This is a genomic window from Cardiobacterium valvarum, from assembly GCF_900460955.1.
In the GTDB taxonomy this organism is placed as follows: Bacteria; Pseudomonadota; Gammaproteobacteria; order Cardiobacteriales; family Cardiobacteriaceae; genus Cardiobacterium; species Cardiobacterium valvarum.
Genome location: NZ_UFUW01000001.1, coordinates 2,700,598 through 2,721,710, shown reverse-complemented (window position 1 = coordinate 2,721,710; position 21,113 = coordinate 2,700,598). Strand labels below are relative to the sequence as shown.

General features: G+C 63.1%; 34 protein-coding genes. 25 read left to right on the top strand and 9 right to left on the bottom strand.

Annotation, left to right across the window (positions count from 1 at the left end):
• Positions 1-70 precede the first annotated feature (70 nt).
• Positions 71-577, top strand: a complete 507-nt coding sequence (locus DY250_RS13365; RefSeq protein ID WP_115612700.1) for a DUF986 family protein — start codon at positions 71-73, stop codon at positions 575-577.
• Between the two features lie 65 nt (positions 578-642).
• Positions 643-1,830 carry a mannose-6-phosphate isomerase, class I gene (gene manA, locus DY250_RS13360; protein ID WP_115612699.1) on the top strand — a complete coding sequence of 396 codons (1,188 nt, stop codon included), beginning with the start codon at positions 643-645 and terminating at the stop codon, positions 1,828-1,830.
• Between the two features lie 80 nt (positions 1,831-1,910).
• On the opposite strand, the gene prmC is transcribed toward manA, so the two are convergent.
• From prmC to DY250_RS13315, 9 genes are all read right to left on the bottom strand, one after another.
• Entirely contained in the window at positions 1,911-2,741 is an 831-nt protein-coding gene (gene prmC, locus DY250_RS13355; RefSeq protein WP_115612698.1) for a peptide chain release factor N(5)-glutamine methyltransferase, read from the bottom strand.
• Positions 2,738-2,986: a hypothetical protein gene (locus tag DY250_RS13350; RefSeq protein WP_115612697.1), complete on the bottom strand. Its 249-nt coding sequence runs from the start codon at positions 2,984-2,986 to the stop codon at positions 2,738-2,740. Before DY250_RS13350 ends, prmC begins: the two co-directional genes overlap by 4 nt.
• Before the next feature lie 87 nt (positions 2,987-3,073).
• Complete coding sequence (locus tag DY250_RS13345; protein WP_040389202.1) at positions 3,074-3,283, bottom strand: hypothetical protein; 210 nt, start codon at positions 3,281-3,283, stop codon at positions 3,074-3,076.
• A 107-nt stretch (positions 3,284-3,390) separates the two neighbouring features.
• Complete coding sequence (locus tag DY250_RS13340) at positions 3,391-4,509, bottom strand: iron-containing alcohol dehydrogenase (RefSeq protein ID WP_115612696.1); 1,119 nt, start codon at positions 4,507-4,509, stop codon at positions 3,391-3,393.
• Positions 4,506-5,486, bottom strand: a complete 981-nt coding sequence (locus tag DY250_RS13335; RefSeq protein WP_115612695.1) for a phosphoglycerate dehydrogenase — start codon at positions 5,484-5,486, stop codon at positions 4,506-4,508. The genes DY250_RS13340 and DY250_RS13335 overlap by 4 nt, the downstream gene beginning before the upstream one ends.
• Positions 5,483-6,433 (bottom strand): dihydrodipicolinate synthase family protein, encoded by a 951-nt coding sequence (locus DY250_RS13330; RefSeq protein WP_115612694.1) that lies wholly within the window; start codon positions 6,431-6,433, stop codon positions 5,483-5,485. Before DY250_RS13330 ends, DY250_RS13335 begins: the two co-directional genes overlap by 4 nt.
• A 12-nt stretch (positions 6,434-6,445) precedes the next feature.
• Positions 6,446-7,933 carry a tripartite tricarboxylate transporter permease gene (locus DY250_RS13325; RefSeq protein ID WP_115612693.1) on the bottom strand — a complete coding sequence of 496 codons (1,488 nt, stop codon included), beginning with the start codon at positions 7,931-7,933 and terminating at the stop codon, positions 6,446-6,448.
• Positions 7,934-7,991: 58 nt separating this feature from the next.
• Positions 7,992-8,684 carry a tripartite tricarboxylate transporter substrate binding protein gene (locus DY250_RS13320; RefSeq protein WP_245951143.1) on the bottom strand — a complete coding sequence of 231 codons (693 nt, stop codon included), beginning with the start codon at positions 8,682-8,684 and terminating at the stop codon, positions 7,992-7,994.
• Positions 8,685-8,897: 213 nt separating this feature from the next.
• Positions 8,898-9,602: an XRE family transcriptional regulator gene (locus tag DY250_RS13315; RefSeq protein WP_115612692.1), complete on the bottom strand. Its 705-nt coding sequence runs from the start codon at positions 9,600-9,602 to the stop codon at positions 8,898-8,900.
• A 187-nt stretch (positions 9,603-9,789) separates the two neighbouring features.
• Here DY250_RS13315 and DY250_RS14810 point away from each other — a divergent pair, with 187 nt between their 5' ends.
• The 23 genes from DY250_RS14810 (at position 9,790) to terL (ending at position 21,104) form a co-directional block, all read left to right on the top strand.
• Entirely contained in the window at positions 9,790-10,023 is a 234-nt protein-coding gene (locus DY250_RS14810; protein ID WP_006984866.1) for a helix-turn-helix domain-containing protein, read from the top strand.
• A gap of 12 nt (positions 10,024-10,035) precedes the next feature.
• Positions 10,036-11,973 carry a DNA-binding protein gene (locus DY250_RS13305; protein ID WP_115612691.1) on the top strand — a complete coding sequence of 646 codons (1,938 nt, stop codon included), beginning with the start codon at positions 10,036-10,038 and terminating at the stop codon, positions 11,971-11,973.
• Between the two features lie 8 nt (positions 11,974-11,981).
• Positions 11,982-12,863 (top strand): AAA family ATPase, encoded by an 882-nt coding sequence (locus DY250_RS13300; RefSeq protein WP_115612690.1) that lies wholly within the window; start codon positions 11,982-11,984, stop codon positions 12,861-12,863.
• A gap of 13 nt (positions 12,864-12,876) precedes the next feature.
• Positions 12,877-13,071, top strand: a complete 195-nt coding sequence (locus tag DY250_RS13295; protein WP_115612689.1) for a hypothetical protein — start codon at positions 12,877-12,879, stop codon at positions 13,069-13,071.
• Positions 13,068-13,583, top strand: a complete 516-nt coding sequence (locus DY250_RS13290; protein ID WP_115612688.1) for a hypothetical protein — start codon at positions 13,068-13,070, stop codon at positions 13,581-13,583. The genes DY250_RS13295 and DY250_RS13290 overlap by 4 nt, the downstream gene beginning before the upstream one ends.
• A 13-nt stretch (positions 13,584-13,596) precedes the next feature.
• Positions 13,597-14,118 (top strand): host-nuclease inhibitor Gam family protein, encoded by a 522-nt coding sequence (locus DY250_RS13285; RefSeq protein WP_115612687.1) that lies wholly within the window; start codon positions 13,597-13,599, stop codon positions 14,116-14,118.
• Positions 14,115-14,681, top strand: coding sequence for a hypothetical protein (locus tag DY250_RS13280; RefSeq protein ID WP_115612686.1), 567 nt, complete (start codon positions 14,115-14,117; stop codon positions 14,679-14,681). The genes DY250_RS13285 and DY250_RS13280 overlap by 4 nt, the downstream gene beginning before the upstream one ends.
• Positions 14,678-14,833: a hypothetical protein gene (locus DY250_RS13275; RefSeq protein ID WP_006984859.1), complete on the top strand. Its 156-nt coding sequence runs from the start codon at positions 14,678-14,680 to the stop codon at positions 14,831-14,833. The genes DY250_RS13280 and DY250_RS13275 overlap by 4 nt, the downstream gene beginning before the upstream one ends.
• A complete protein-coding gene (locus tag DY250_RS13270) occupies positions 14,830-15,027 on the top strand; it encodes a hypothetical protein (protein WP_115612685.1) in 198 nt (65 codons plus the stop codon). The genes DY250_RS13275 and DY250_RS13270 overlap by 4 nt, the downstream gene beginning before the upstream one ends.
• On the top strand, positions 15,024-15,503 hold the full coding sequence (locus tag DY250_RS13265) for a hypothetical protein (RefSeq protein ID WP_115612684.1): 480 nt from the start codon (positions 15,024-15,026) through the stop codon (positions 15,501-15,503). Before DY250_RS13270 ends, DY250_RS13265 begins: the two co-directional genes overlap by 4 nt.
• A gap of 9 nt (positions 15,504-15,512) precedes the next feature.
• Positions 15,513-15,875 carry a hypothetical protein gene (locus DY250_RS13260; protein WP_115612683.1) on the top strand — a complete coding sequence of 121 codons (363 nt, stop codon included), beginning with the start codon at positions 15,513-15,515 and terminating at the stop codon, positions 15,873-15,875.
• Positions 15,872-16,033, top strand: a complete 162-nt coding sequence (locus tag DY250_RS14125; RefSeq protein WP_172542389.1) for a hypothetical protein — start codon at positions 15,872-15,874, stop codon at positions 16,031-16,033. Before DY250_RS13260 ends, DY250_RS14125 begins: the two co-directional genes overlap by 4 nt.
• Positions 16,030-16,461 carry a gp16 family protein gene (locus tag DY250_RS13255; RefSeq protein ID WP_115612682.1) on the top strand — a complete coding sequence of 144 codons (432 nt, stop codon included), beginning with the start codon at positions 16,030-16,032 and terminating at the stop codon, positions 16,459-16,461. Before DY250_RS14125 ends, DY250_RS13255 begins: the two co-directional genes overlap by 4 nt.
• Positions 16,448-16,912, top strand: a complete 465-nt coding sequence (locus tag DY250_RS13250) for a Mor transcription activator family protein (protein WP_115612681.1) — start codon at positions 16,448-16,450, stop codon at positions 16,910-16,912. Before DY250_RS13255 ends, DY250_RS13250 begins: the two co-directional genes overlap by 14 nt.
• A 107-nt stretch (positions 16,913-17,019) precedes the next feature.
• On the top strand, positions 17,020-17,550 hold the full coding sequence (locus DY250_RS13245; RefSeq protein ID WP_115612680.1) for an N-acetylmuramoyl-L-alanine amidase: 531 nt from the start codon (positions 17,020-17,022) through the stop codon (positions 17,548-17,550).
• On the top strand, positions 17,547-17,789 hold the full coding sequence (locus DY250_RS13240) for a DUF2644 domain-containing protein (protein ID WP_115612679.1): 243 nt from the start codon (positions 17,547-17,549) through the stop codon (positions 17,787-17,789). The genes DY250_RS13245 and DY250_RS13240 overlap by 4 nt, the downstream gene beginning before the upstream one ends.
• A complete protein-coding gene (locus DY250_RS13235; RefSeq protein WP_115612678.1) occupies positions 17,779-18,018 on the top strand; it encodes a hypothetical protein in 240 nt (79 codons plus the stop codon). The genes DY250_RS13240 and DY250_RS13235 overlap by 11 nt, the downstream gene beginning before the upstream one ends.
• Complete coding sequence (locus DY250_RS13230; protein WP_115612677.1) at positions 18,002-18,205, top strand: hypothetical protein; 204 nt, start codon at positions 18,002-18,004, stop codon at positions 18,203-18,205. Before DY250_RS13235 ends, DY250_RS13230 begins: the two co-directional genes overlap by 17 nt.
• Positions 18,202-18,477, top strand: coding sequence for a hypothetical protein (locus DY250_RS13225; protein WP_115612676.1), 276 nt, complete (start codon positions 18,202-18,204; stop codon positions 18,475-18,477). Before DY250_RS13230 ends, DY250_RS13225 begins: the two co-directional genes overlap by 4 nt.
• The gene (locus DY250_RS13220; protein ID WP_115612675.1) at positions 18,474-18,704 is read left to right on the top strand and encodes a hypothetical protein; all 231 of its coding nucleotides are present in this window, start codon (positions 18,474-18,476) and stop codon (positions 18,702-18,704) included. Before DY250_RS13225 ends, DY250_RS13220 begins: the two co-directional genes overlap by 4 nt.
• A gap of 2 nt (positions 18,705-18,706) precedes the next feature.
• Positions 18,707-19,204: a DUF1804 family protein gene (locus tag DY250_RS13215; protein ID WP_115612674.1), complete on the top strand. Its 498-nt coding sequence runs from the start codon at positions 18,707-18,709 to the stop codon at positions 19,202-19,204.
• Positions 19,201-19,485, top strand: a complete 285-nt coding sequence (locus tag DY250_RS13210) for a hypothetical protein (RefSeq protein WP_115612673.1) — start codon at positions 19,201-19,203, stop codon at positions 19,483-19,485. The genes DY250_RS13215 and DY250_RS13210 overlap by 4 nt, the downstream gene beginning before the upstream one ends.
• Complete coding sequence (gene terL, locus DY250_RS13205) at positions 19,482-21,104, top strand: phage terminase large subunit (protein WP_115612672.1); 1,623 nt, start codon at positions 19,482-19,484, stop codon at positions 21,102-21,104. Before DY250_RS13210 ends, terL begins: the two co-directional genes overlap by 4 nt.
• Positions 21,105-21,113: the final 9 nt, after the last annotated feature.

Below are 21,113 nucleotides of genomic sequence, written 5' to 3'. Positions count from 1 at the left end.
TGGTGTAAAAAACCTTCTTCTTGTCACAGCTCCGCTATAAGATGCCGCCACGCCGCTTACGGAGCCCTCCATGTTCACCACCCTTGCCCTCTGCCTCATTGACCTCGCCTACGCCGCTTTCCTTATCTACGACAGCCACATTCAGGCGAAACGCTTCGGCAAAACACAAGTCGCCGTGCGCCTGCGCCGCCGCCTCGCCGACGCCGTCTTCCTCAACCTCATCGTCGCTGCCGGGCTGTACCACGAAATCAGCGTGCGCCACACCGTGAACAGCCTCGCCCTCGGCGGCTTCTTCCTGCTCGTCCTCATCCACGGCCTGCGTTACCCGAAATGGCGCCTGAAAAAAGACGGTTTCACCGCCGGCGGCCGCTACTGGCCTTACGACGCCATCGCCGCCATGCAACTCTCCGAAGACGGCGTGCTCGTCCTTACCCTGCAAAACGGCCAACCCGTCGTCCTTCCTGTCGCCCGCATCGAAGATTTGGAAGCTGCCGCCGCCTTCTTCACCGGCGAAGAAGCGCTGCAACACCTCTTTAACCGCGCCGCGCCGCCCGCCGCCGGGGAAAACGAGGCCTGACGGCGGCGAGACGTAGCGCCGCAAAAGGGGTAGCATGGCGGCACACCCACACACGGAGAACCCCCATGCTTTACCGTTTGCACGGCACCATCCAGCCCTACGCCTGGGGCGGCCACGACTACATCCCGCAACTGCTGCGGCGCGAACCCGGCGACCAGCCCGCCGCCGAACTGTGGTTTGGCGACCACCCGCAGGCGCCGTCCACCATCGAAGCGGATGGCCGCCTGCTGCCGCTGGACACCTGGATTGCCGAAAACCCCGCGCGTGCCCTTAGCGCCCAATCGCGGCAGCGCTTCGGCAACCGCCTGCCGTTTCTGCTGAAAATCCTCGATGTGCGCCTGCCGCTCTCCATCCAGCTTCACCCTGACAAGGCGCAGGCCGAAGCGGGTTACGCGCGCGAAGAAGCGGCGGGCATCACCCGCGATGCCGCGACGCGCAACTACCCCGACGACAACCACAAACCGGAAAGCATGATCGCCCTCGGCGACTTCTGGTTGCTGCACGGTTTCGCACCGCTCGACACCATCTACCGCCGCATCGACAGCCGCCCCAGTCTCGCCCCGCTGGCGGCACTCATCAGCGCGCATGGCCTGCTCGACGCCTACACCCGCATCATGCAGGCAACCCCGGCGGCACTTGCCGCCTGGCTCAATCCGCTCTTTACCCGCCCCGCGCCGCAAGACGTCTCCACCGACCCTGACTACTGGCTGCACTACGCCACGCGCGCCATGCACATCGATCCCGCCCGCCCCGACCCCGGCCTGCTCTCCTTCTATCTTTTTAACATCGTCCACATGAAAGCAGGCGAGGGCATCTTCCAGCGCGCACGCCTGCCGCACGCCTATCTGCGCGGGCAGAACATCGAACTGATGGCCGCCTCCAACAACGTCCTGCGCGCCGGACTGACCCCGAAACACATCGACATCGGCGAATTGCTGCGCATCGTTGATGCCAATCCGGTCAACCCTGCCATCCTCGCACCGCCCGCGTCCCACGAACACGCGCCCCACGCCTACCCGGCGCCGGTGGACGATTACACCCTGACCACCGTCCGCCTGCCCGACGGCATGAACCTGCCGCTCGCCAACCCCGAGGCGACCATCCTGCTCAACCTGGAAGGACGCCTGCGCGTTACTGCCGGCGAGCACAGCCTCGAACTGCGCGGCGGCGAAGCGGCCTACCTCACCCCCGGCACCCCGGTACATCTGGATGCGCATGAAGGCTGCTATATCGTGATAGCCAGCAACCGCTGAACCGGCATCAATACCGGACTCGCGTAGGGTGAGCCTTGGCCCACCAAGCAGACCGGGTTCCCGCCAAGCGGCTGACCGCGCTAGCCGCCTTTCTGCATTTCCGTATAGCGGTCGCGCCGGGCGTAATCCTGCCCGGTCGCGATATGCCGCCAGGCGGGATAACGTGTGGCGCGGGCGCGCAGGGTGTCGCCCTGCTGCCAGCCATGCTCCATGATGAGCCAGCCGCCCGATTTCAACACGCGCGGCGCATCGTCCATGATGACGTTGAGGTCGCGGTAGCCGTCCTCGGCGGCGACGAGGGCGCTTAACGGCTCATGGCTGAGGGCGGCGAGGTGCGGATCGTCCGGGGCGATATAGGGCGGATTGCTGATGATGAGGTCGGCGCTTTCGTCAGCAAAGGGGGCAAGCCAGTCACCGTGCAGGAAGCGGACATTAGGCATACTGAGACGGCGGGCGTTTTCCGTGGCGACCGCCAGCGCCGCCGCGCTTTGATCGCTGCCGGTGACATCGGCATCGGGGCGGGCGCTCGCGATGGCCAGCGCCAGCGCACCGCTGCCGGTGCCGAGATCAAGCACCGTCGGGCGGGCAACGTCGCGCAGATGATGAAGGGCACGCTCTACCACCGCTTCGCTGTCGCTGCGCGGGATGAGGGTGGCGCGGCTGACGGCGAGATCAAGCCCGTAGAAAGATTGATTGCCGAGCAGGTAGGCGAGCGGTTCGCCCGCGTGCAGACGGGCGGCGAGGGCGTCAAGCGTCGCTACAGCATCGGCGCTGAGATCGGGGTCGTGGATGCGCTGCTGCGTCAGGCTGAGGCCGGTCACGAAGGCGGCAAGATGGCGGGTTTCCAGCAGCGCGGTCTCGCTATCGGGATGGGCGGCGGCGCTGCGGTGGATCCAGAGGCTGAGTTTCATGATGGTGAATGCAGGCGGATGAGGGTGATGTACTGCGCCGGACTGATGTCGCCGGCAACAAGATGGCGGATGAGCTGTGCCGCAAAGGCATCGGGCGGCGGCAGGCCCTCAATACGGTTTTTGCGCGCGAGATAAGCCTGGTGGCGGGCGCGTTCCTGTTGCGCGGCCGGGCTGCGGTCGAGGTCAGGATAGCCGGCGGCGGCATTGGCGGTGAGAATGGCGGTGAGTTGGGCGGTAGCGGTCATGGCTGGGAGGGGGGCGATGGTGGGGATAGGCCGATACGCAAAAAAGCCTGTCTTTACGACAGGCTTCTTCTGCAAACCGGCGCCGTCTCACTGCGGATTAGCGGAAGGACGCGCGGACACGCGCGCCTCGTTCAACCGCTCAATGGCGGCAACACCGGAGGCGTTGCTCTTGTCGGGCGGGGTGATCGTGCTGATGCGGGTAATGGTGAAATAGACCGTCAACCCAAGCACGATCGGGGCGAGCAGGGCGAAAAAGACGGAGAAAGTCGGGGATTTGATGGTGTGTTGTTCTGTCATGGATGCCTCCAACAGGTTTGATAAAACGGGAGCGCTTTATATCAAATTATCCGCTTGTGTGGCAGGGAGATCGCCAACAGCCTCCCTTATCCGTCCGCACTCACCGCTCAGTAGGCGGCGCGGTAGAGGGCGAGGATGTCATCTGCCGAGAGGTCGACCGGGTTCCAGTCGAGCAGGCGGCGGATGCTGTGCGCTTCTTCCGCCATTGCCGGCAGGGCCGTCTCTTCCACGCCGTGATCGCGCAGGCGCATGGCGAGGCCGAGGCGCTTGCAGAAGGCATAGGCGCCAGCGAAAGTGCTGGCACGGTCATGGGCGGCAAAGCCCAGTGCTGCACCTATTTTTGCGGTTTTTTCCGCGCAGGCGTCTCGGTTGGCGGCCAGCGTGTGCGGGAAGATGAGGGCGTTGGCGAGGCCGTGCGGGATTTTGTAGCGCGGGCCGAGCGGGTAGCTGACGGCGTGTCCGGCGGTGGTGTTGACCGGCCCCAGGCAGATGCCGCCGTAGAAGGAGGCCAGCGCCATGCCGCTACGCGCTTCTTCGCCCATGCCGTTATCAACGGCACGTTGCAGGTATTTGCCGACCAGTTCGATGCCGCGCAGGGCGTAGTCATCAATGAGCGGGTGGGCGCGTTTTGAGGTGTAGGCTTCGACGCAGTGCGCCATGGCGTCCACGCCGGTGGCGGCGGTAACGGCAGGCGGCACGCTTAACATGGTCTCTGGGTCGATGATGGCGAGATCGGCCAGCATGTGCGGGCTTTCGGTGGCGATTTTGCTCAGGTTTTCCGGGTTGGTGATCAGCGCGCGTGTGCCCGCCTCTGATCCCGTCCCGGCGGTGGTGGGGATTTGTACCAGGCCGACGGTGCGTTGCGGGGCGCGGTTGGGGCCGCTGATATCGGCGAGAAGCGGGTGGCCGTTTTGCATGACGGCGACGAGTTTGGCGAGATCCATCGCCGAGCCGCCGCCGTAGCCGATGACGACGTCGCAGCCGTCAGCCGCCGCCACGGCGGCATCCAGCATGGGGATGTCGGGTTCGCCGCACACGTCGGTGTAGTGGCGCAGGTGGGCGAGGTGCAGGGCGTTGAGGCGGTCGCGCAGGAAGGGATCGGCGACGATGAAGGGGCGGTGGTAGTTGTGGGCGGCGAGCCAGTCGCCGAGTTGGGCGAGGGCGCCCGCGCCGAAGAGGACGGTGCGCGGGCGTTCAAGGCGGATGGGGGTGTCAAGTGTGGTCATGGGGTCTCCGTTATGGGGGTTTGCCGGGGCGGTAGTTCTCCGGCGTTCAGGCAGTGTGGTGGGGTGTCGCCGCGCAGGACGGCGTCTATGCTGTCAATGACCATCAAGCCGACGTTTTCCAGTGCTTCCAGGGTGTCCGCGCCGCTGTGCGGGGTGAAGATGGCGTTGGCGTGGCGGAAGATGGGATGACTCGTGTCCGGCGGTTCCCGGGTGTAGGCATCAATGGCGACACCGCCGAGGTGTCCCGCTTGCAGGGCGTCGTAAACAGCGTCGAGGTCAATGACTTCGCCGCGCGCGAGGTTGATGAGACAGGCACCGGGTTTCATCTGTGCCAGGGTGCGCGCGTTGATGAGGGCGGTGTTGTCTTTGCCGCCAAAGATGTGTAGCGAGATATAGTCGGCGTGGGTGAGGACGTCGTCCAGGCTGGTGAGGCGGATGCCGTGTGCGGTGGCATAGGCGGTATCGGGGTAGGCGTCGTGGGCGATGACGGTCATGCCGATACCCTGCGCCAGTTTGGCAAGGCGTTTGCCGATGTTGCCGAGGCCGATGATGCCGAGGGTTTTGCCGCCGAGCTGGCGATCGGCAACGCGGTTCCAGCCGCCGCTGGTGACGCTGACGTGTCCCTGCGGGATGTGGCGGGCGAGGGCGTAGAGCAGGCCGACGGCGAGTTCGGCGACGGCATCGGCGTTGGCCGCCGGGGTGTTGCAGACGGGCAGGCCGTGTGCGGTACAGGCGGGGATGTCGATATTGTCCACGCCGACGCCGTGTTTGAGCACGGCTTTGAGGCGCGGCGCGCGGACGAGGATGGCCTCGTCCACGGGCGGCAGGCCGACGACGAGGATATCGGCCCGTTCAAGGTGTGGTGTGAGGGCGTCGTTGTCGGCGCAGCGGATGAATTCCCAGCCGCGTGCGGCGATGAGGTCGGGGACGCGCCCGTGTTTGCCAAAGCCGGGTGAGGTGGTAATGACGGTGGTCATGCGAGGAGCCCGTGTTGTTTGAGGATGGCGGCGATGGCCTGGTCTTGGGCGTCGTTCGGCAGCAGCGCAGGCTGGCGCGAGGCGCCGACGCTGTGATCCATCACCCACAGGGCACGTTTGACCATCGCCGGCTGGCGCGAGGCGCCGACGCTGTGATCCATCACCCACAGGGCACGTTTGACCATCGCCGGCGGATAGCCGAGTTTGTAGAGGTCGGTGCGCAGGGCGGTGTATTTTTCTTGGGCGGCGCTTGCTGCGGCTTCGTCACCCCGGTTGTAGGCGGTGATGATGGCGGCGAGCACGTCCGGCATGACGTTGCCGAGACCGGAGATGCAGCCGCGTGCGCCGTTGGCGAGTGCCCAGTGCACGAGGTGGTCGGGGCCGGAATAGACGTCGAAACCGGGCACGTCGTGGCCGACTTGCAGGTAGGCTTCGAGGGTTTCTTTGGCGCCGCCGGAGTCTTTGATGCCCTTGATGTTGCCGTGGGCGGCGAGGGCGCGCGCGGTTGCCGGCTCAATGTGGTTCTGGGTGCGCGCCGGGATGTCGTAGAGGTACACCGGGGCTTCCACACCATCGGCAATGGTGGAGAAGTGGCGGATTAGGCCGTCCTGAGTGCATGCGATGAAGAAGGGGGTGATGACGGCGATGCCGTCCACACCGAGGGCGTCGAAGGCTTTGGCCAGTTTCAGGGTTTCGAAGGTGGCGGGCATGCCGGCGTTGACGATGACTTTGACTTTACCGCCCGCTTCTGCGACGACTTCGCCGGTGAGCTGCACTTTTTCTTCAAAGGTGAGCGCGCTGAAGTCGCCGTTGGTGCCGCAGCAGAGGAGGTTGTTGCCGGCGGCAATTTGCCGCTGCACCTGGCGGCGGGTGGCAGCGTAGTTGATGGTTTCGTCGTCGTTGAAGCAGGTGACGAGGGCGACGTAGGCTTCTTTTGCGGGTGTCATGGGAGAATCTCCTTAGTGGGTTGCCGCGCGGCGGCGGGACAGGTGCTGGCGGATGAGCGGCCAAAAGAGGGAGAAAGCGGCCAGTACGAGGAAAAGCAGGGTGATGGGGCGGGTGAGGAAGGCGGCGAAGCTGTCGTTGTTCTGGATGAGGCCACGGCGCAGGTTGGATTCCATCAAGGGGCCCAGGATGAGCGCGATGCACAGTGCCGCCTGGCTGAAGCCGAATTTCTGCATCGCCCAGCCGAGGACGCCGAAGCCGATCATGGTGTAGAGGTCCACCGGGTTGAGGTTGAGCGAGAAAGCACCGATGAAGCAGAAGAGGATGATGGACATGGTCAGCAGGCGGCGCGGTACGAGCAGGATTTTCGCGGCGAAGGGGATGATCATCAGGCCGAAGACGAGCATGAAGAAGGTCGCCATGAAGGTGCCGCCGAAGATGCCGACGATGACGCCTGGTTCGTTCTGGAAGAGCAGCGGCCCGGGGGCAAGGCCCTGGATCATCAGCCCGCCCATGAGCACGGCGGTAACAACGTCACCCGGTACGCCGAGGGCAAGGAGCGGGATGAGTGCGGCGGCGCAAACGGCGTTGTTGGCCGATTCGGTGGCGGCGATACCGGGGGCGTGGCCGGTGCCGAATTTTTCCGGGGTTTTCGAGGCGCGGCGCGCTTCGTTGTAGGCGATCCACGAGGCGGTGCCGGAGCCCGTGCCCGGCACGATGCCGATGAAGGTGCCGATGACGGAACCGCGCCACAGCGCGCCGATGCTGTCTTTCATCTGCGCCAGTGTCGGGAAGACGCCGCCGGAGACGGCGGAGATGTCGCCGCCGTCCGTGCGCGCACTGCGCTCAAGCTGCGAGAAGATTTCCGACAGGGCGAAGAGGCCGATCAGCGCCGGGGTGAAGGCGAAGCCGGAGGCAAAGCCCTGGATGCCGAAGGTGTAGCGCAGGGTGCCGCTGATGGGGTCGGCACCGACGCAGGAGATGAGGATGCCGAGCAGGCCGGAGAGGATGCCTTTCAGGATGTCGCCGGAGAGCGAGGCGATGATGGTGAGGCCGAAGAGCGCGAGGGCGAAGTATTCGGAGGCGCCGAATTTGAGGGCGATGCCGGCGAGTTGCGGTGCGAGGAAGGCAAGCACGACGGCGGCGAAGATGCCGCCAATGAAGGAGGCGATGGTTGCCATGCCGAGCGCACAGCCCGCTTCGCCTTTTTGCGCCATCGGGTAGCCGTCGAGCACGGTCGCGGCGGAGGCGGGTGTGCCGGGGGTGCGCAGCAGGATGGAGGAGATGCAGCCGCCGTAGATGCCGCCGATGTAGATGCCGATGAGCATGTTCAGCCCCATCACCGGGCTCATGCCGAAGGTGAGCGGGATAAGCAGCGCCACCCCCATGGTGGCGGTCAGCCCCGGCAACGCACCGACCAGAATGCCGCCGAGGGTGCCGAGGGCGATGGCCATCACCACGTTCCATTGCAGGAGCGGGGTGAGTAATGCGAGATGGTCCATAAGCTGTCCTTTGTCGGGTTGGGTGAAGAGGCGGCAGCAGCGGAGCCGCCGCTTGCCGTCAGTTGTTCATGTTGAGCATGCCGAGTTTCTCAAGGACGGCGCGGGTGGTCTGTTCGTCTTTATCAACACGGGCCTTGAAGTCAGCGGCGTTTTCGTAGGTGGGGAAGTCGCCCATTTCGGTCATCTTCGTCTTGAAATCCGCGTCATTCGCCACGGTTTCCACCGCTTTTTCCAGCCAGGCGGCGGTGTCAGGCGGCAGTTTTTGCGGGGCGATGATGCCTTTCCACGAGGACCAGGTGAAATCGACGCCTTTTTCCACGGCGGTCGGCACGTCGGGGAACTCGGCAATGCGTTCGGCTTCCATCACGAAGAGCGGCTGCATTTGTCCCGCTTCAGCGGCGGACTTCACTTCTGCCGGCGAGGCGACCAGGGTTTGCACATGGCCGCCGATGCAGGCGGTACGCGCGTCGGCGGCACCGTCGAAGGGGACGGAGTCGATTCTGATGCCGGCGGCGAGGGCGAAGGCTTCAGCGGAGACGTGGTTGGCACCGCCCGCGCCGGAGTTGGCGACCTGCACCGGTTTGTCTTTGCCGTAGGCGATGAATTCGTCGTAGGTCTTGAAGGGTGCGTCCTTGCAGGCGGCCAGCACTTGCAGCGAGCGGGCGAAGAGGCCGATGTAGGCCGGGCTGTCGTGTTTGTGTGGGGGACTGTTTAAATATGCATAAAGAGGAAGGGGGAAAATCGGCGCCAAATTTTGGCAGTCAGCCCAATAACGGCGCGGGTTGCGGGGAAATGCAAGGCGGCGGGAAGGCGCGGAAAGGATATGCATAGGAACGCGCAAAAAACGGGCAAAACTTGCGCTGTTGCGTTACTTATTTGTGCATAAATTGCGCGGTGTTTAAACGGATTTAAAAAGTGGGTGAAGCGGCTGTTAAGGCCGCTTTTTTGTAGCGTGTGGCGGGTCTCAGTATAGGTCGAAGGACGCGTTAACGACCTGCCCACATACCTCGAAATCTCCGTGGTTGAGCTCGGCACGCGGGATGTCGAACGGCTCGTAGTCCGGGTTGTCCGAAATCAGGCGTAAAGCGCCGGTCGGTATCCAGCGGGTACGTTTGATCCATAGACGATCGCCAATGCGGATCACGAAAATTTTGCCGTCCACCGGCATGCGGTGGCGCAGGTCAATCACAATGGTAGCCCCGTCGGGGACGGTCGGGGTCATGCTGTCGCCTTTGGTGAAGATGGCAGCGAGCTGGTTGGTGTCAAGACCGCGCTCTCTTATCCATTGGCGGCGGAACGCAAGGTAGCGGTCGGGTTTGACGGCGCCATCCGTAAACATCCCGTGCCCGGCGCTGGCCTCGATGTCATATGCGGCGACGTAGGCGTAGTCATCGTCATTGCTTGCGGGGTATTCCGATCGTTGACCCGTCAAGAGCTCCCACGGATGCGTCCCGTAAATCTGCGCCAATTCAAACAAGTTATCAAGGCTAGGCTCCCGCTCTCCCGCCTCCCATGCTTGCAGCGAACTACGCGAGAAGCCCGTAGTAGCGCGCTCAACTACGGCATCTCTAGATAATTTCGTGCCTTCGCGGGCAGTTTTCAGCCTGTCGCCCAGTTTTACCCTGCCATCGAAGAGCGAGAGTAGTGCGGTTTCAGGTTGTGTAGTCATAAGGTGCAACTCGCAGGAAACCAAAAATCCCGGTTTCAGGTTTATCTAAGGTGTTGAACAGTCAAGTAATTAACCCATAAACAGGTTTTATCGCTTAAAATTAACCTGAAACCAACCTGTTTACACTTTCTGGCAACTTGGTTTCAGGTTATTATGTGCGCATCAGGTTAGCAAAACAGGTGAACAAATGCGTACAAATATAGTTACAAAAAAAGTGCCAGGCGACTGGCACCCCGCCGACATCATTGCCGGCCTGAAAAAGGCCGGAACCAACATGTCAGCGCTATCAACGGCGAACGGTCTAAGCCGGGGCGCTCTACGGAACGCACTTTATCGGAGATACCCCAAAGCGGAACGCATTATTGCCGCGACAATCGGCGTCTCTCCGGCGGTGATATGGCCGAGCAGGTATAGCAAGTAAGCTGGGCCAGATATGAACCCGAAATCAGGTTACACCGCGCAAGAGTTGGCTGATTTGCGGTTAGTAAGTCTGCCACAAACGCGCCCCGGTGTCACGAAGAAGGCGAAGCGGGAGGGGTGGCCGATGCAAGAACGCACCGGTCGCGGCGGCGGTAATGAATACGCCCTCTCGTCGCTGCCCGCTGAGGTGCAGGCCGAGATACGTGAGCGTCACCTGCAAGCGCTTGCCAAGCAAAACCCCGTCGTCGTCCGCGAGGTGAAACACCTTGACCGCGACCTCGGTGCGTTAAGCGACAAGCAGCGCGCTGTAGCGGATGCACGGATGGCACTGGCGCGCTATGTGCGCGAGGTGGAGGCCGCCTGCAAAACGCGGCAGGAAGCGGTGCGGCGCGTGAGCGAAATGAGCCGCGCGAATGAGCTGCCCGGCGACCTCAACCGGCAGTGCGCCATCGCCTGCGCGCGCAAGGGGGGCAAGCCGGGCGTGGGGACACGCGTCCTCTACCAGTGGCTGCTGGACGAGGAGCTGTGCGACAACGGCGCCGAGCGGCTGCGCGCCCTCGCCCCGCAAAAGCAGGGGCAACCGCCCATCACCCTGACACGGCGCGAATGGCTACCGGAGTTTTTGGGCGTGTACCGCAACACCAACGGTGTCTGTATCGCCGAGGCCTACCGCAGCTTTGCAAAGGCCTACGTGGCACGACATGGCGCGGCGCTGCTGCCCAGCCTCGGCGTGGTGGAGACGGTGATGAGCCAAATGCCCGCCTATATCCGCGAGCAGGGGCGGATTACCGGAGCGCGGATGCGCGCTCTGAAAACCTACACAAAACGGGACTGGTCCACCCTGAAAAACAACGACGTGTGGGTCGGCGACGGGCACTCGTTAAAGATGAAGGTTAAGCACCCCGACCACGGTCAGCCGTTTGTGCCGGAGCTCACCCTGATTATGGACACCGCCTGCCGCTACATCGTCGGCTGGTCGCTGTCCTACGCCGAGAGCTGCATCGCCGTCGCCGATGCCCTGCGCCACGCGATGACGAAGAACGGCATCCCCGCCATGTACTACTCGGACAACGGCGGCGGGCAAACGAACAAGACGCTGGATGCCGACATCAGCGGCATCTTTGACCGCCTCGGCATCCACCACGAGACCGGCATCCCCGGCAATCCGCAGGGGCGCGGCATTATCGAAAGAGTCATGAAGACACTGGCGCACACCATCGCGCGCCAGTTTGCAACCTACCACGGCCCGGGCGCCGACCGCGACACGGTGCGGCAAATCCACACCGCTACCGCGTCGCTGGCCAAGGCGCAGCGCGAGGGGAAACAGGAACTCACGCCGAAGCAGGCATGGGCGCAGGGCAAGTTGCCGTCATGGGATGACCTGCTGAAAACCGTCGCGGCGGCGGTGAACTGGTACAACGAGGAGCACCAGCACCGCGAACTGGGCGGGATGACGCCGGCGCAGATGCGGGGGCACATCTTCGCGGAGATGACGGATGACGAGTTTCACCCGCTGACCGAGGTCGAGGCGCGGGACATGTTCAGGCCGGGTTTCAAACGCGTGGTGCAACGCGGCTGGCTGACCGTACTGAACAACCAGTACTGGCACAGCGCCCTCGAAGCCTACGACGGCGAAACCGTGCTAGCGCTGATCGACCAGCACGATCCGGCGCTGGCGATCATCCGCGACCTTGATGGGCGCTGGCTGTGCGACGCCAAGCTCGACGGCAACAAGCGCGCGGCCTTTCCGGAGTCACTGGTGGAACGCAGCCGCCGGCAACGCGCCGAACGCCGCCTGCGCAAGCTGGATGACAAGCGCGCCAAGGCTATCGCAGAAACGCGGCCCACTCTCGAACACGAAAAGACGCAAACCCTCCACGACCTGCTCGGCACGGGCGGGGGCGCGGCGGAACAAGAGACCCAATACCAATTTTTGAAAAGCATGATGTGAGGACAGACATGAGCAACAAAAGAGACGACCTGCGCGCTTACATGGACGCGCACGGCCTGACGCAGCAACAGGCGGCAAGCAAGCTGGACGTGTCCAGCGCGACGATCAACCAGTACTTGCAAGGTAAGTACAAAGGCGACACCGCCGCCCTGGACGGCAAAGTTACGCAACTGATAGCGCGCAGCAAAGAAAAAGCCAAGGCGGTCAACATCGGCTTTGTGCCAACCAAAACCGCCAAGCATATGCACGAAACCGCGCTGCTGGCGCACTCGCTGGGCGAAATCTACCTGATCATCGGCGAGGCCGGGCTCGGCAAAACGATGGCGCTGACTGAATACGCGAAAAAAAATGCCGACGTTGTCATGGTCGAGGTTGAGCCGACCTACAACGCCAAAGTGTTACTGCAGACCATCGCGGCGGCACTGGGCCTCACCCCGGCGCGCACCAACCACGAAATGATGACCGCCATCTGCGACAGATTGCGCGGCAGCGAACGCCTCTTGATCGTCGACGAAGCGGAACTACTTGGCCTCAAGCCCCTGGAAATCCTGCGCCGCATCCATGACCTGACCGGCATCGGCATCGTGCTGGCGGGGATGCCGCGTCTGCGCGCCAACCTGCGCGGTGCGCGCGGCGAATACAAACAGCTGTACAGCCGCATCGGCTTTTGCCAGGACATCAAGAACGCGCTGCCCGCCGAGGACATTGCCAAGATTGCCGAGGCCACCCTGGGCAACGGCGAGTACAACGAACTGCTCTACCAAGTGAGCGGCGGCAACGCCCGCCGCCTCGCAAAACTGCTGCGGGGGGCGCTGAAAATCGCCGACAACCACGGGAGACCCGTGGACGAGGCGCTGATTAAACGCATGGCAGAGATGCTGATTGATTAAACGGAGGACACCCATGAAAAACGATCCCTTATTGCAAGCCCTGACCGCGTGGGCACAAGCTGCCGCCGTGCTGGGACGGGAACTGGCGCGGGAAGGCCGCGCCAATATCGAGACGCAGGTGGAATGCGGCGACGGCAAGCGCGCCGTCGCTACGCTGACCTTACGCGGTGCCCCCGCTGCCAGCGTTGTCAAGGAGGCCGCCGCATGAACCGCGCAGACGCCGAAAAACAACTGTGGGCAGGCTTCCGCCGTGCGGTACGGGAACGCGATTACGACCCGCTTCTCCCCTACCACGAAGACTTGCGCCCCCTCGCGGACAGACTCAACGCCATGCTGGCCGACATCCAAAACCGCATGTCCTGCGCACTGCGCATTGCGCAGGACATACAGGGAGACGAACCCCGGGTTGAAGCTGTCCGCAATGCGGAGAAGTGGCAAGGGGGCGCCGTGGAGATTGCCCTGACTTTTGCTGACCGTGCCCGTGCGGCGTTGAACATTGGCGTGAGCAGCATTTACAGCCTCTTTTACTACGGCAACGACTACGACAACGCCCTTGTGACCACAAAAACCAGCCGCTATGCCGACATGACCGCCGGCGACAGTATCGACACCCTTGCCCACCAGCATCTTGAGTGGCTGCGCGCAGAAAATCGCGCCCTGCAACAGTATCTGGCCGAGCGCCGTGCCGCGCAGGCCGATTTGCCCTTAACCAACCCTTAAACAGGAGCCCAACATGGCCAAAAATACAAACAAACGCCTCAAAGCGGCAACCCTCGAAGCCCCGCAAAGCCGCGAGGAAACCCAGAGCTGGATCAAAGCCCTCGGCGACACTCAGCGCGAACACGCCCGCCTGACCCACGACCTCAACGACAAAATCGCCGAGCTCACCGACGAGGCCAAACCGGCACTCAACGCACTGGCCGAGCGCTCCGCCGCGCTACAACAAGGCATCCAGGCGTGGTGCGAGGCGAATCGCGCCGAACTTACTGCCGGCGGCGGCAAAACCGCCAACCTGATCACCGGTGAAGTGAGCTGGCGGCAGCGTCCGCCGTCCATCGCCGTCCGGGGCAATGATGCCGTCCTCGAAAACCTGCGCAGCCTCGGTCTCTTCCGCTTTATCCGGGAAAAAGAAGAAATCAACAAGGAGGCACTCCTCAACGAACCGGACATCGCGGCGGGCATCGCCGGCATCAGCGTCATCAAAGGCAAAGAAGACTTTGTCATTGTCCCCTTTGAAGTGGAGACACAGCCATGAAAATCCCCTCTCGAAAACTGACAGCGGCACGTCTCTTTACTGCCAGCCGCAGCGACCCCCGCGCCTATCTCTACGGCGTGCTGTTTGACTATGACGGCGACCGTATCGTCGCCAGCAACAGCCGGGGGTTCTGCGTCATCCCGCACACCTTCGGCGCCAACAAACCGACCGGACGGGCGCTATATCTCCTGCCGCGCGGCAGCCTCGGCGACTACTGCGAGCTGACGGACGGCACGTTGACCACCTACAACCGCCGCGACGAAGAGCAGGAGCGTTACCAGCTCTTTGCCCAAGATGCCGGCAAATATCCGCATTTTGAGCGTCTGCTCCCTACCACCGATGCCGCGCCACAAAACGGACAAATCTGTCTCATCAGTGACAGCCTGCGCCTCCTCGCCCGCATACTGCCTGCGGGCTGCCCGATACAAGTGACGGTATATGGAGACGAGGCGGAGAACAACGATGTTGTCGAAGTCCGCGCAAATGACGGCGATAACTACGAAGAGCTAGCGGGGATGCGCGTCATCCTCGGCCCCACCCGCTGGACGAGGAAAGAACTATGAACCTCCTGCACATTCTCCTCCGCCGCCGCGCGTCGCTGCGCTACACCCTCGCCGCCGACGGCAGCGTCACCATCCGCCAGGGGTGGCGGCGGGTGCAGCTCTCGCACAGCGATTACCTGCTGCTCGCCCAGCTCAAAGGATGGCAAGCATGAACGGGCGTACCTTGACCCTACTATGCGCGCTGGCGCTGACGCTGGCCCTGCTGGGCGGGGTGATGGTGCTGGGCGGGATGCTGCGGCAGGACATGGCCGTGGGGGCGGTTGGCCTGCTGCTGGGCAACACCGCAATCAGCGGGCTGACGCTGCTGCTGATGCTGCAACAGGGTGGCAAAAGGGGGCAGCAATGAACATCCGCTGCCCCTGCTGTGGCGCGGTGAACAGCCTTGACGCCCTCATCGCCCACGATGACGCGCGCGCCGCCCTGGACCGGCTCGCTGACCTCGGCGGCGAGCTGACCCGCCTCCTCGTCCGCTACTGCGGCCTGTTTAGGCCGGAGAAATCAGTGCTCTCCATGCCGCGTCTCGCGAAACTGCTCACCGAACTGCAAGCCGGTATAGACGCGCAGCGCATCGAGCGCGGTGGCAAAACCTGCGACGCACCACTGGAAGCGTGGCTGTGGGCGCTGCAACAAGTGCTGGAGGCGCGCGATAGCGGCCGCCTCGTGCCCCCACTGAAAAACCACGGCTACCTCTACACCGTGCTGGCCAACTGGCAACCGGAAGCAGCGGTAAGCAGCGGCGGCAATACGGTGCGGGTCATGGAGACCGCGCCGAGCAAAACCAGAGGCGGTCTTGCCTCTCTTGCCAGTATGAAACGCTACTAAGGACATCCCATGTCAGCCCTGCCAAAAGCCGTACATAACGCCGTTATCGACGGCATCCAGCGCCTCTATGCCCTGCGCCTCGAAGGCGCGCCGCCTGCCGACAGCCTGCAAGCCACCGCCACCGTGTGGCTGGACGCCCTCGGCTACAAGCGGACGTGGCGCGAGGATGACGCTGCGCGTGTCGCCCGCGCCTTTACCGGGCTGTGCGTCAGTTGCCGCCGCTGGCCGTCACCGGCGCAGTTTATCGACCACCTGCCACCGCCTCCACCACCACCGGCACTGCCCGCACCGGTGCTGACAGCGGCAGACCGCCAGGACAATACCGACTGGCTGACAAGGCTCGTTGACAAACTGCGCTGGGGGCGGACATGACTCGCGATACGACTGCTGCGGTTATTGCCGCCGTAGCCTGCCACCTGCTGCAAACAGCGGTAGACATCAAGCGCGGCGAGCGCAAGGTGCCGCAAGAACTACGCGCCGCCATCAACAAACTGCAAGCCATATTGCACGACATGGAGACCCCATCATGACCATGACACCCGCCCAGGCAGCCCACCGCAAAAACCTGCTTAAAGCCATCCACACCGGCCGTCGCGCGCTGGCGATGCAGGAGGACGACTACCGCGCCCTGCTGATGCGCACCGTCGGTAAAAGCAGCGCCGCCGACTGCACCCTGCCGGAGCTTAAAGGCGTGATTGACGCCCTGCGCCGTCTCGGTTTTACGCCGGCACGCGGCCGCGCCGCCCGTCCGCGTGTAGCGCCGGAAAACCGCGTCATCCTCGACAAAATCGGCGCCATCCTTGCCGATAAACAGCTGCCGTGGGCCTACGCGCACGGCATGGCGAAACGAATGTTTGCACGCGAGCGTGTGGAATGGCTGCGCCCGCCGGAGCTGTACAAACTGATGCAGGCGCTGGCCGTCTATCAACGGCGGGAGGCAGGCCGTGGCAGTATTTGACGCAAGCGAATATCCGGACATCGCTCACCTGCTGCCGGGCAGTGTGTTGGCGCTGATTACTGTCATCGGTATCGACGCCACCCTGATGCTGATTGACCACTACGGCGGCACCACCTTTCCAGTCGCCCTCGGCAAAACGGTGACTGGTAAAGCCACCCGCGCCGTCCTCGCTGAAGTTATCGGTGAGGACGCAGCAGACCGTCTCTGCCACGCCTACGGCGCGCAGGGCAAGCTCTGGGTACCCAAATGCGAGGGACTGACGCTGGAGTTGCGCAATCGCCGCATCCGCGCGACCTTTGACCGGCACACCATTGGCGGCGGCATGACCGCCGCCGACAGCGTGCGCGAGATTGCGCGCCGCTACCACCTCACCGACCGCCACATCTGGCGCATCCTCAAAGAGGTCGATCAGACCCCGCCTGCGTCAAGGCAGACGCGCATTATTTGGTAACGTGCTACCATGACCGCAGTCCGCCCCCTACCTCACTGACATCCGCCACACCGCGCGGCGACGCTCCGAATTCCACAATGCCCCCTGAACAAACAGGGGGCTTTTTCATGGCTGATAACACCATCAAACGCATCATCATCCACTGCGCCGCGACACCCAACGGCAAACGGCTCGGTAACGCGCGGCAAACCGCCGCGCAACGCATCGACGATATGCACGCACGGCGCGGCTTTGCCCGCCGCCCGTGGCATATCAACACCTTTAACCCGCATCTCAAAGCCATCGGCTACCACTACATCATTGACACTGACGGCACGCTGGAGAGCGGTCGCGCCGAGGGCGAGACCGGCGCGCACGTCAAGGGTTACAACACCGGCTCTATCGGCATCTGCATGGTCGGCACCACCGCTTTTACGCGCGCGCAATGGGCAACGCTCACGGAAATCGTGCAGGACTGCGCCCGCCGCTATCCCGACGCCATCATCTGCGGCCACCGCGATCTCTCGCCCGACCTGAACGGCGACGGCAAAATCACCGCGAATGAATGGATCAAACTCTGCCCCGGCTTTGACGTCGCCGAATGGCTGGAAGAAGGGATGCAGCCGCTGCCCGACCATACCACAGAGGAGGTCGTATGAGCCCGCGCGTCCTCGAACTCGTCAGCAACAGCGACGGGCGGCTATCGACCACGGCGACGGTGCAGCTATGCGGTTTTGCCGTGCTGGCGCTGGTGCTGCTGGTGAGTGTCATCCTTGACCGCGCCAGCGCTACCGACCTCTACGCCTGGTTTGCCGCCTACTGTGGCGGCCTGACCGTGAGCAAGGGAGCGGTAACCGCCTACCGCGAGCGCAACAAAGGAGGCAATGATGACGCTTAACCTTATCCTCGCCGCTGCCGCTGTCTGCGGCCTACTACTCGGCCTCCTTAAACTGCAGACCGCGCGGCTGCGCCACGCGCGGGCACAGCTCGCCGACTGCGAGCAGCGTCTTGCCGCCACCGCCGCACAACTCGCCGCCGTACGTGACCGCGCCGCCATCCTCGCCAAGGTGGAGCGCATGGATGACGCTACCGTACAGGAGGGGCTCACCAATGACTACCGCGACTAAGACCCTCCTCCTCGCCCTGCTGCTGACCGGCTGCGCCAGCCGTGCGCCGGTCATCATTGACAGCGCCTGCGACCGTTTCGCCGTTATTTATCCCTCGCGGCAGGACACAATGGAGACGCAGCGGCAAATCCTCATTCACAACCGTGCCTGGCGTGCCGCCTGCATCGGCGGCAAGGTTGTGCCATGACGCAAGAACAGCTGTTTAACACCATCATCTCGCTGCTGATTGCCATCGGCTGGTACTGGGTGCGCGGCATTGACAAGCGGCAGGACGAAGACAAACAGCGCATGGACAATATCGAGCGCCAGCTCAATACCGAGCTACGCACCATTGGTGAGCATTACCAGCGCCGCGACGATGCCAAAGAGCAGTTTAACCGCCTCTATGACCTCGTGAACGAGGTCAAGGGGCAAACACAACGGATTAACGACAAACTCGATAACAAGGCAGACAAATGAGCAACATCATCATGACCGACAGGGCACAGCAGGAGCCGACCATCGCCGACTTGATGCAAATCCTGCGCGAAATCCGCGCGCAAAACGAACGGCTGTACACCCGCCTTGACACCCTCGAGCGCGAGCAGACGCGGCGCGCGGCGGTGATTGGCTTTGCCGGTGGCGTCCTTGGCGGCGGCATCGTCAACGTCGGTGTTGCCTTTATCCGCGCCAAATACGGGATATAAGCATGGCGCATGGGCAGGAGACCAGGGACAAACTGCGACGGCTCTACGTCTTTGAGCGGTTGTCGCTGGAGGTCGCGGCGGGGCAGTGCGGTGTGAGCTTTGCCACCGCGCGCCGCTGGAAGGACAAGGCGGAAACCGCCGGCGACAACTGGGAAAAACTGCGCGCCGCACACACGATGGCCGGCAAAGACCTCGAAGACATCGCGCGGCAACTACTCACCGACCTCGTCCTGCAATTCAAGGGGACAATGGATGCGCTGGCGCGTGAAGACATCCCCGCCAGTGAGCGGGTAACGCTCTTGACCTCGCTCTCCGACAGCTACAACAAGGCCATCAGCGCCAACAAAAAACTGCTGCCGGAAACCTCACGCCTCGCCGTGGCACTGGAAGTGCTGGAAAAATTGGCCGACTGGCTGAAAACAAAACGCCCCGAATTACTCGGCGCGTTTCTCGACGAACTCGAACCTTTTGGGGCGCAACTGGAGAAGGAATTGAAATGACGCGGGTCTGTTTTAATTTTGAACTGGCCGCTGTGGTGCGAATGCTGCACATCCACGCGAGCGAAATCGCCACCTACCACAAGCCGGACGGCAGAGCGTGGACCATCATCACTATCCGCCACCGCGTCGTATGCGTGAGCTGCGACAACCCGCAACGGCCACGCTACGAGCTGACCGTGGGCGGCAAGACCGTGCCGCACGATTGCGCCAACTTCGCCGCGTTTTTGGAACTGGTCAGGACGGAGACGGAAAAACTCCTCAGTCCCGCTGGTGAAGCATGAAAAAAGCTGAATTTTTTGAAAACCTCGCCGCGCTGTCGGCGTCGTTGCGTGCCAATATTGAGGCACACTATGCGGGCTGGGACGACAGCGCCAAGGCGGTGGCGGCACGGCGCAAGTTGGTTTTCGACCCGCGCGCGGGCTATGACTACTTCGTCAACCACTATTTCCCGCATTACACCCGCCATCCAGAGCGCAGCGACCTGCACCGCTACCTCTTTGACCGTCTGCCGCGCATCCTGCAAAGCCCGAAAAGCGAGCTGGACGCCATCGCTGCGCCGCGTGGCGAAGCCAAATCCACCCTCGTCACCCAGCTTTTTACCCTGTACTGCATCGTCACCGGGCGCAAGCATTACGCGGTGCTGATTATGGAGAGTATCGACCAGGCCTATCCGATGCTGGAGGCCATCAAGGTCGAGCTGGAGGCCAATCCGCGTTTGCGCATAGATTTCCCGGAGGCGGCGGGCAAAGGGCGGGTATGGCAGGCGGGCACCGTGGTCACCGCCAACAACATCAAAATCACCATCGCCGGTAGCGGCAAAAAGCTGCGCGGTCTGCGCCACGGCGCACACCGTCCCGACCTGGTCATCCTTGACGACCTCGAAAACGACGAACAAGTGCGCAGCGCCGAGCAGCGCGACAAGCTGCACAGCTGGCTGACCAAGACCGTGCTGCCGCTGGGCGCCGCCGGCGAGAAAATGGATGTGGTCTATATCGGCACCATCCTCCACTACGACAGCGTGCTGGCGCGCACTCTAAACAACAAGGCATGGACCACGGCGCGTTTTAAGGCGCTGCTCAAGCCGCCGAGCGACATGGTGCTGTGGGACGAATGGGAGAGCATCTATCTGTCCGGCGGCGAGGCCGCCGCCGATCGCTTTTATTACGAGCACCGCGCCGCGATGGATGCCGGCGCGGTGGTGAGCTGGGCGGCGCGACCGCTCTTGGCACTGATGAAAATCCGCGCCCGCGACGGACATGCCACCTTTGATTCGGAGTACCAAAACGACCCGGTCAGCGGCGAGGATGTGCCCTTTGCCCATGTCATCCAGTACTGGGGAGAGCTGCCGCACGACCTCGTCTATTTTGGCGCGGTGGACCCCTCTTTGGGCAGAGCGGGCGCAGCGCGCGACCCGTCCGCCATCCTCGTTGGCGGCTACGAGCGCAAGAGCGGCACGCTCTACGTTGTCGAGGCGCAAATCAAAAAACGTCTGCCCGACCGCATCATCAGCGACGTCATTGCCCTGCACCAGCGCTACCACTGTCTGGTGTGGTTTGTCGAGGCGGTGCAATTCCAGGAATTTTTGCGGACGGAGCTTATCCGCCGCAGTGCCGCGCAGGGCATCCCCGTCCCCGCGCGTGCGGTCAGCCCGCATAGTGACAAGATGCTGCGCATTGAGAGCCTGCAACCGCATATGGCGAACGGTCTGATCAAGCTGCACAGCGAGCAGGCGACATTGATCAGCCAGTTGCGCCATTTCCCCAAGGCCGATCATGACGACGGCCCCGATGCCCTGCATATGCTGTGGGCGGGGGCGGTGGCGCACGGCGGGCAGCAGGTGGGCTATACGGCGGTGCCGCGTCATAGCGACGCGGCGCGCTTTGGCGACGGCGCATGGTAGGAGGACAAG

What these genes read in the sequence shown, in the direction of transcription:
- DY250_RS13365 (WP_115612700.1), top strand. Translation starts at nt 71, where the DNA reads ATGTTCACCACCCTTGCCCTCTGCCTCATTGACCTCGCCTACGCCGCT.
- manA (WP_115612699.1), top strand. Translation starts at nt 643, where the DNA reads ATGCTTTACCGTTTGCACGGCACCATCCAGCCCTACGCCTGGGGCGGC.
- prmC (WP_115612698.1), bottom strand. Translation starts at nt 2,741, where the DNA reads ATGAAACTCAGCCTCTGGATCCACCGCAGCGCCGCCGCCCATCCCGAT.
- DY250_RS13350 (WP_115612697.1), bottom strand. Translation starts at nt 2,986, where the DNA reads ATGACCGCTACCGCCCAACTCACCGCCATTCTCACCGCCAATGCCGCC.
- DY250_RS13345 (WP_040389202.1), bottom strand. Translation starts at nt 3,283, where the DNA reads ATGACAGAACAACACACCATCAAATCCCCGACTTTCTCCGTCTTTTTC.
- DY250_RS13340 (WP_115612696.1), bottom strand. Translation starts at nt 4,509, where the DNA reads ATGACCACACTTGACACCCCCATCCGCCTTGAACGCCCGCGCACCGTC.
- DY250_RS13335 (WP_115612695.1), bottom strand. Translation starts at nt 5,486, where the DNA reads ATGACCACCGTCATTACCACCTCACCCGGCTTTGGCAAACACGGGCGC.
- DY250_RS13330 (WP_115612694.1), bottom strand. Translation starts at nt 6,433, where the DNA reads ATGACACCCGCAAAAGAAGCCTACGTCGCCCTCGTCACCTGCTTCAAC.
- DY250_RS13325 (WP_115612693.1), bottom strand. Translation starts at nt 7,933, where the DNA reads ATGGACCATCTCGCATTACTCACCCCGCTCCTGCAATGGAACGTGGTG.
- DY250_RS13315 (WP_115612692.1), bottom strand. Translation starts at nt 9,602, where the DNA reads ATGACTACACAACCTGAAACCGCACTACTCTCGCTCTTCGATGGCAGG.
- DY250_RS14810 (WP_006984866.1), top strand. Translation starts at nt 9,790, where the DNA reads ATGCGTACAAATATAGTTACAAAAAAAGTGCCAGGCGACTGGCACCCC.
- DY250_RS13305 (WP_115612691.1), top strand. Translation starts at nt 10,036, where the DNA reads ATGAACCCGAAATCAGGTTACACCGCGCAAGAGTTGGCTGATTTGCGG.
- DY250_RS13300 (WP_115612690.1), top strand. Translation starts at nt 11,982, where the DNA reads ATGAGCAACAAAAGAGACGACCTGCGCGCTTACATGGACGCGCACGGC.
- DY250_RS13295 (WP_115612689.1), top strand. Translation starts at nt 12,877, where the DNA reads ATGAAAAACGATCCCTTATTGCAAGCCCTGACCGCGTGGGCACAAGCT.
- DY250_RS13290 (WP_115612688.1), top strand. Translation starts at nt 13,068, where the DNA reads ATGAACCGCGCAGACGCCGAAAAACAACTGTGGGCAGGCTTCCGCCGT.
- DY250_RS13285 (WP_115612687.1), top strand. Translation starts at nt 13,597, where the DNA reads ATGGCCAAAAATACAAACAAACGCCTCAAAGCGGCAACCCTCGAAGCC.
- DY250_RS13280 (WP_115612686.1), top strand. Translation starts at nt 14,115, where the DNA reads ATGAAAATCCCCTCTCGAAAACTGACAGCGGCACGTCTCTTTACTGCC.
- DY250_RS13275 (WP_006984859.1), top strand. Translation starts at nt 14,678, where the DNA reads ATGAACCTCCTGCACATTCTCCTCCGCCGCCGCGCGTCGCTGCGCTAC.
- DY250_RS13270 (WP_115612685.1), top strand. Translation starts at nt 14,830, where the DNA reads ATGAACGGGCGTACCTTGACCCTACTATGCGCGCTGGCGCTGACGCTG.
- DY250_RS13265 (WP_115612684.1), top strand. Translation starts at nt 15,024, where the DNA reads ATGAACATCCGCTGCCCCTGCTGTGGCGCGGTGAACAGCCTTGACGCC.
- DY250_RS13260 (WP_115612683.1), top strand. Translation starts at nt 15,513, where the DNA reads ATGTCAGCCCTGCCAAAAGCCGTACATAACGCCGTTATCGACGGCATC.
- DY250_RS14125 (WP_172542389.1), top strand. Translation starts at nt 15,872, where the DNA reads ATGACTCGCGATACGACTGCTGCGGTTATTGCCGCCGTAGCCTGCCAC.
- DY250_RS13255 (WP_115612682.1), top strand. Translation starts at nt 16,030, where the DNA reads ATGACCATGACACCCGCCCAGGCAGCCCACCGCAAAAACCTGCTTAAA.
- DY250_RS13245 (WP_115612680.1), top strand. Translation starts at nt 17,020, where the DNA reads ATGGCTGATAACACCATCAAACGCATCATCATCCACTGCGCCGCGACA.
- DY250_RS13240 (WP_115612679.1), top strand. Translation starts at nt 17,547, where the DNA reads ATGAGCCCGCGCGTCCTCGAACTCGTCAGCAACAGCGACGGGCGGCTA.
- DY250_RS13235 (WP_115612678.1), top strand. Translation starts at nt 17,779, where the DNA reads ATGACGCTTAACCTTATCCTCGCCGCTGCCGCTGTCTGCGGCCTACTA.
- DY250_RS13230 (WP_115612677.1), top strand. Translation starts at nt 18,002, where the DNA reads ATGACTACCGCGACTAAGACCCTCCTCCTCGCCCTGCTGCTGACCGGC.
- DY250_RS13225 (WP_115612676.1), top strand. Translation starts at nt 18,202, where the DNA reads ATGACGCAAGAACAGCTGTTTAACACCATCATCTCGCTGCTGATTGCC.
- DY250_RS13220 (WP_115612675.1), top strand. Translation starts at nt 18,474, where the DNA reads ATGAGCAACATCATCATGACCGACAGGGCACAGCAGGAGCCGACCATC.
- DY250_RS13215 (WP_115612674.1), top strand. Translation starts at nt 18,707, where the DNA reads ATGGCGCATGGGCAGGAGACCAGGGACAAACTGCGACGGCTCTACGTC.
- DY250_RS13210 (WP_115612673.1), top strand. Translation starts at nt 19,201, where the DNA reads ATGACGCGGGTCTGTTTTAATTTTGAACTGGCCGCTGTGGTGCGAATG.
- terL (WP_115612672.1), top strand. Translation starts at nt 19,482, where the DNA reads ATGAAAAAAGCTGAATTTTTTGAAAACCTCGCCGCGCTGTCGGCGTCG.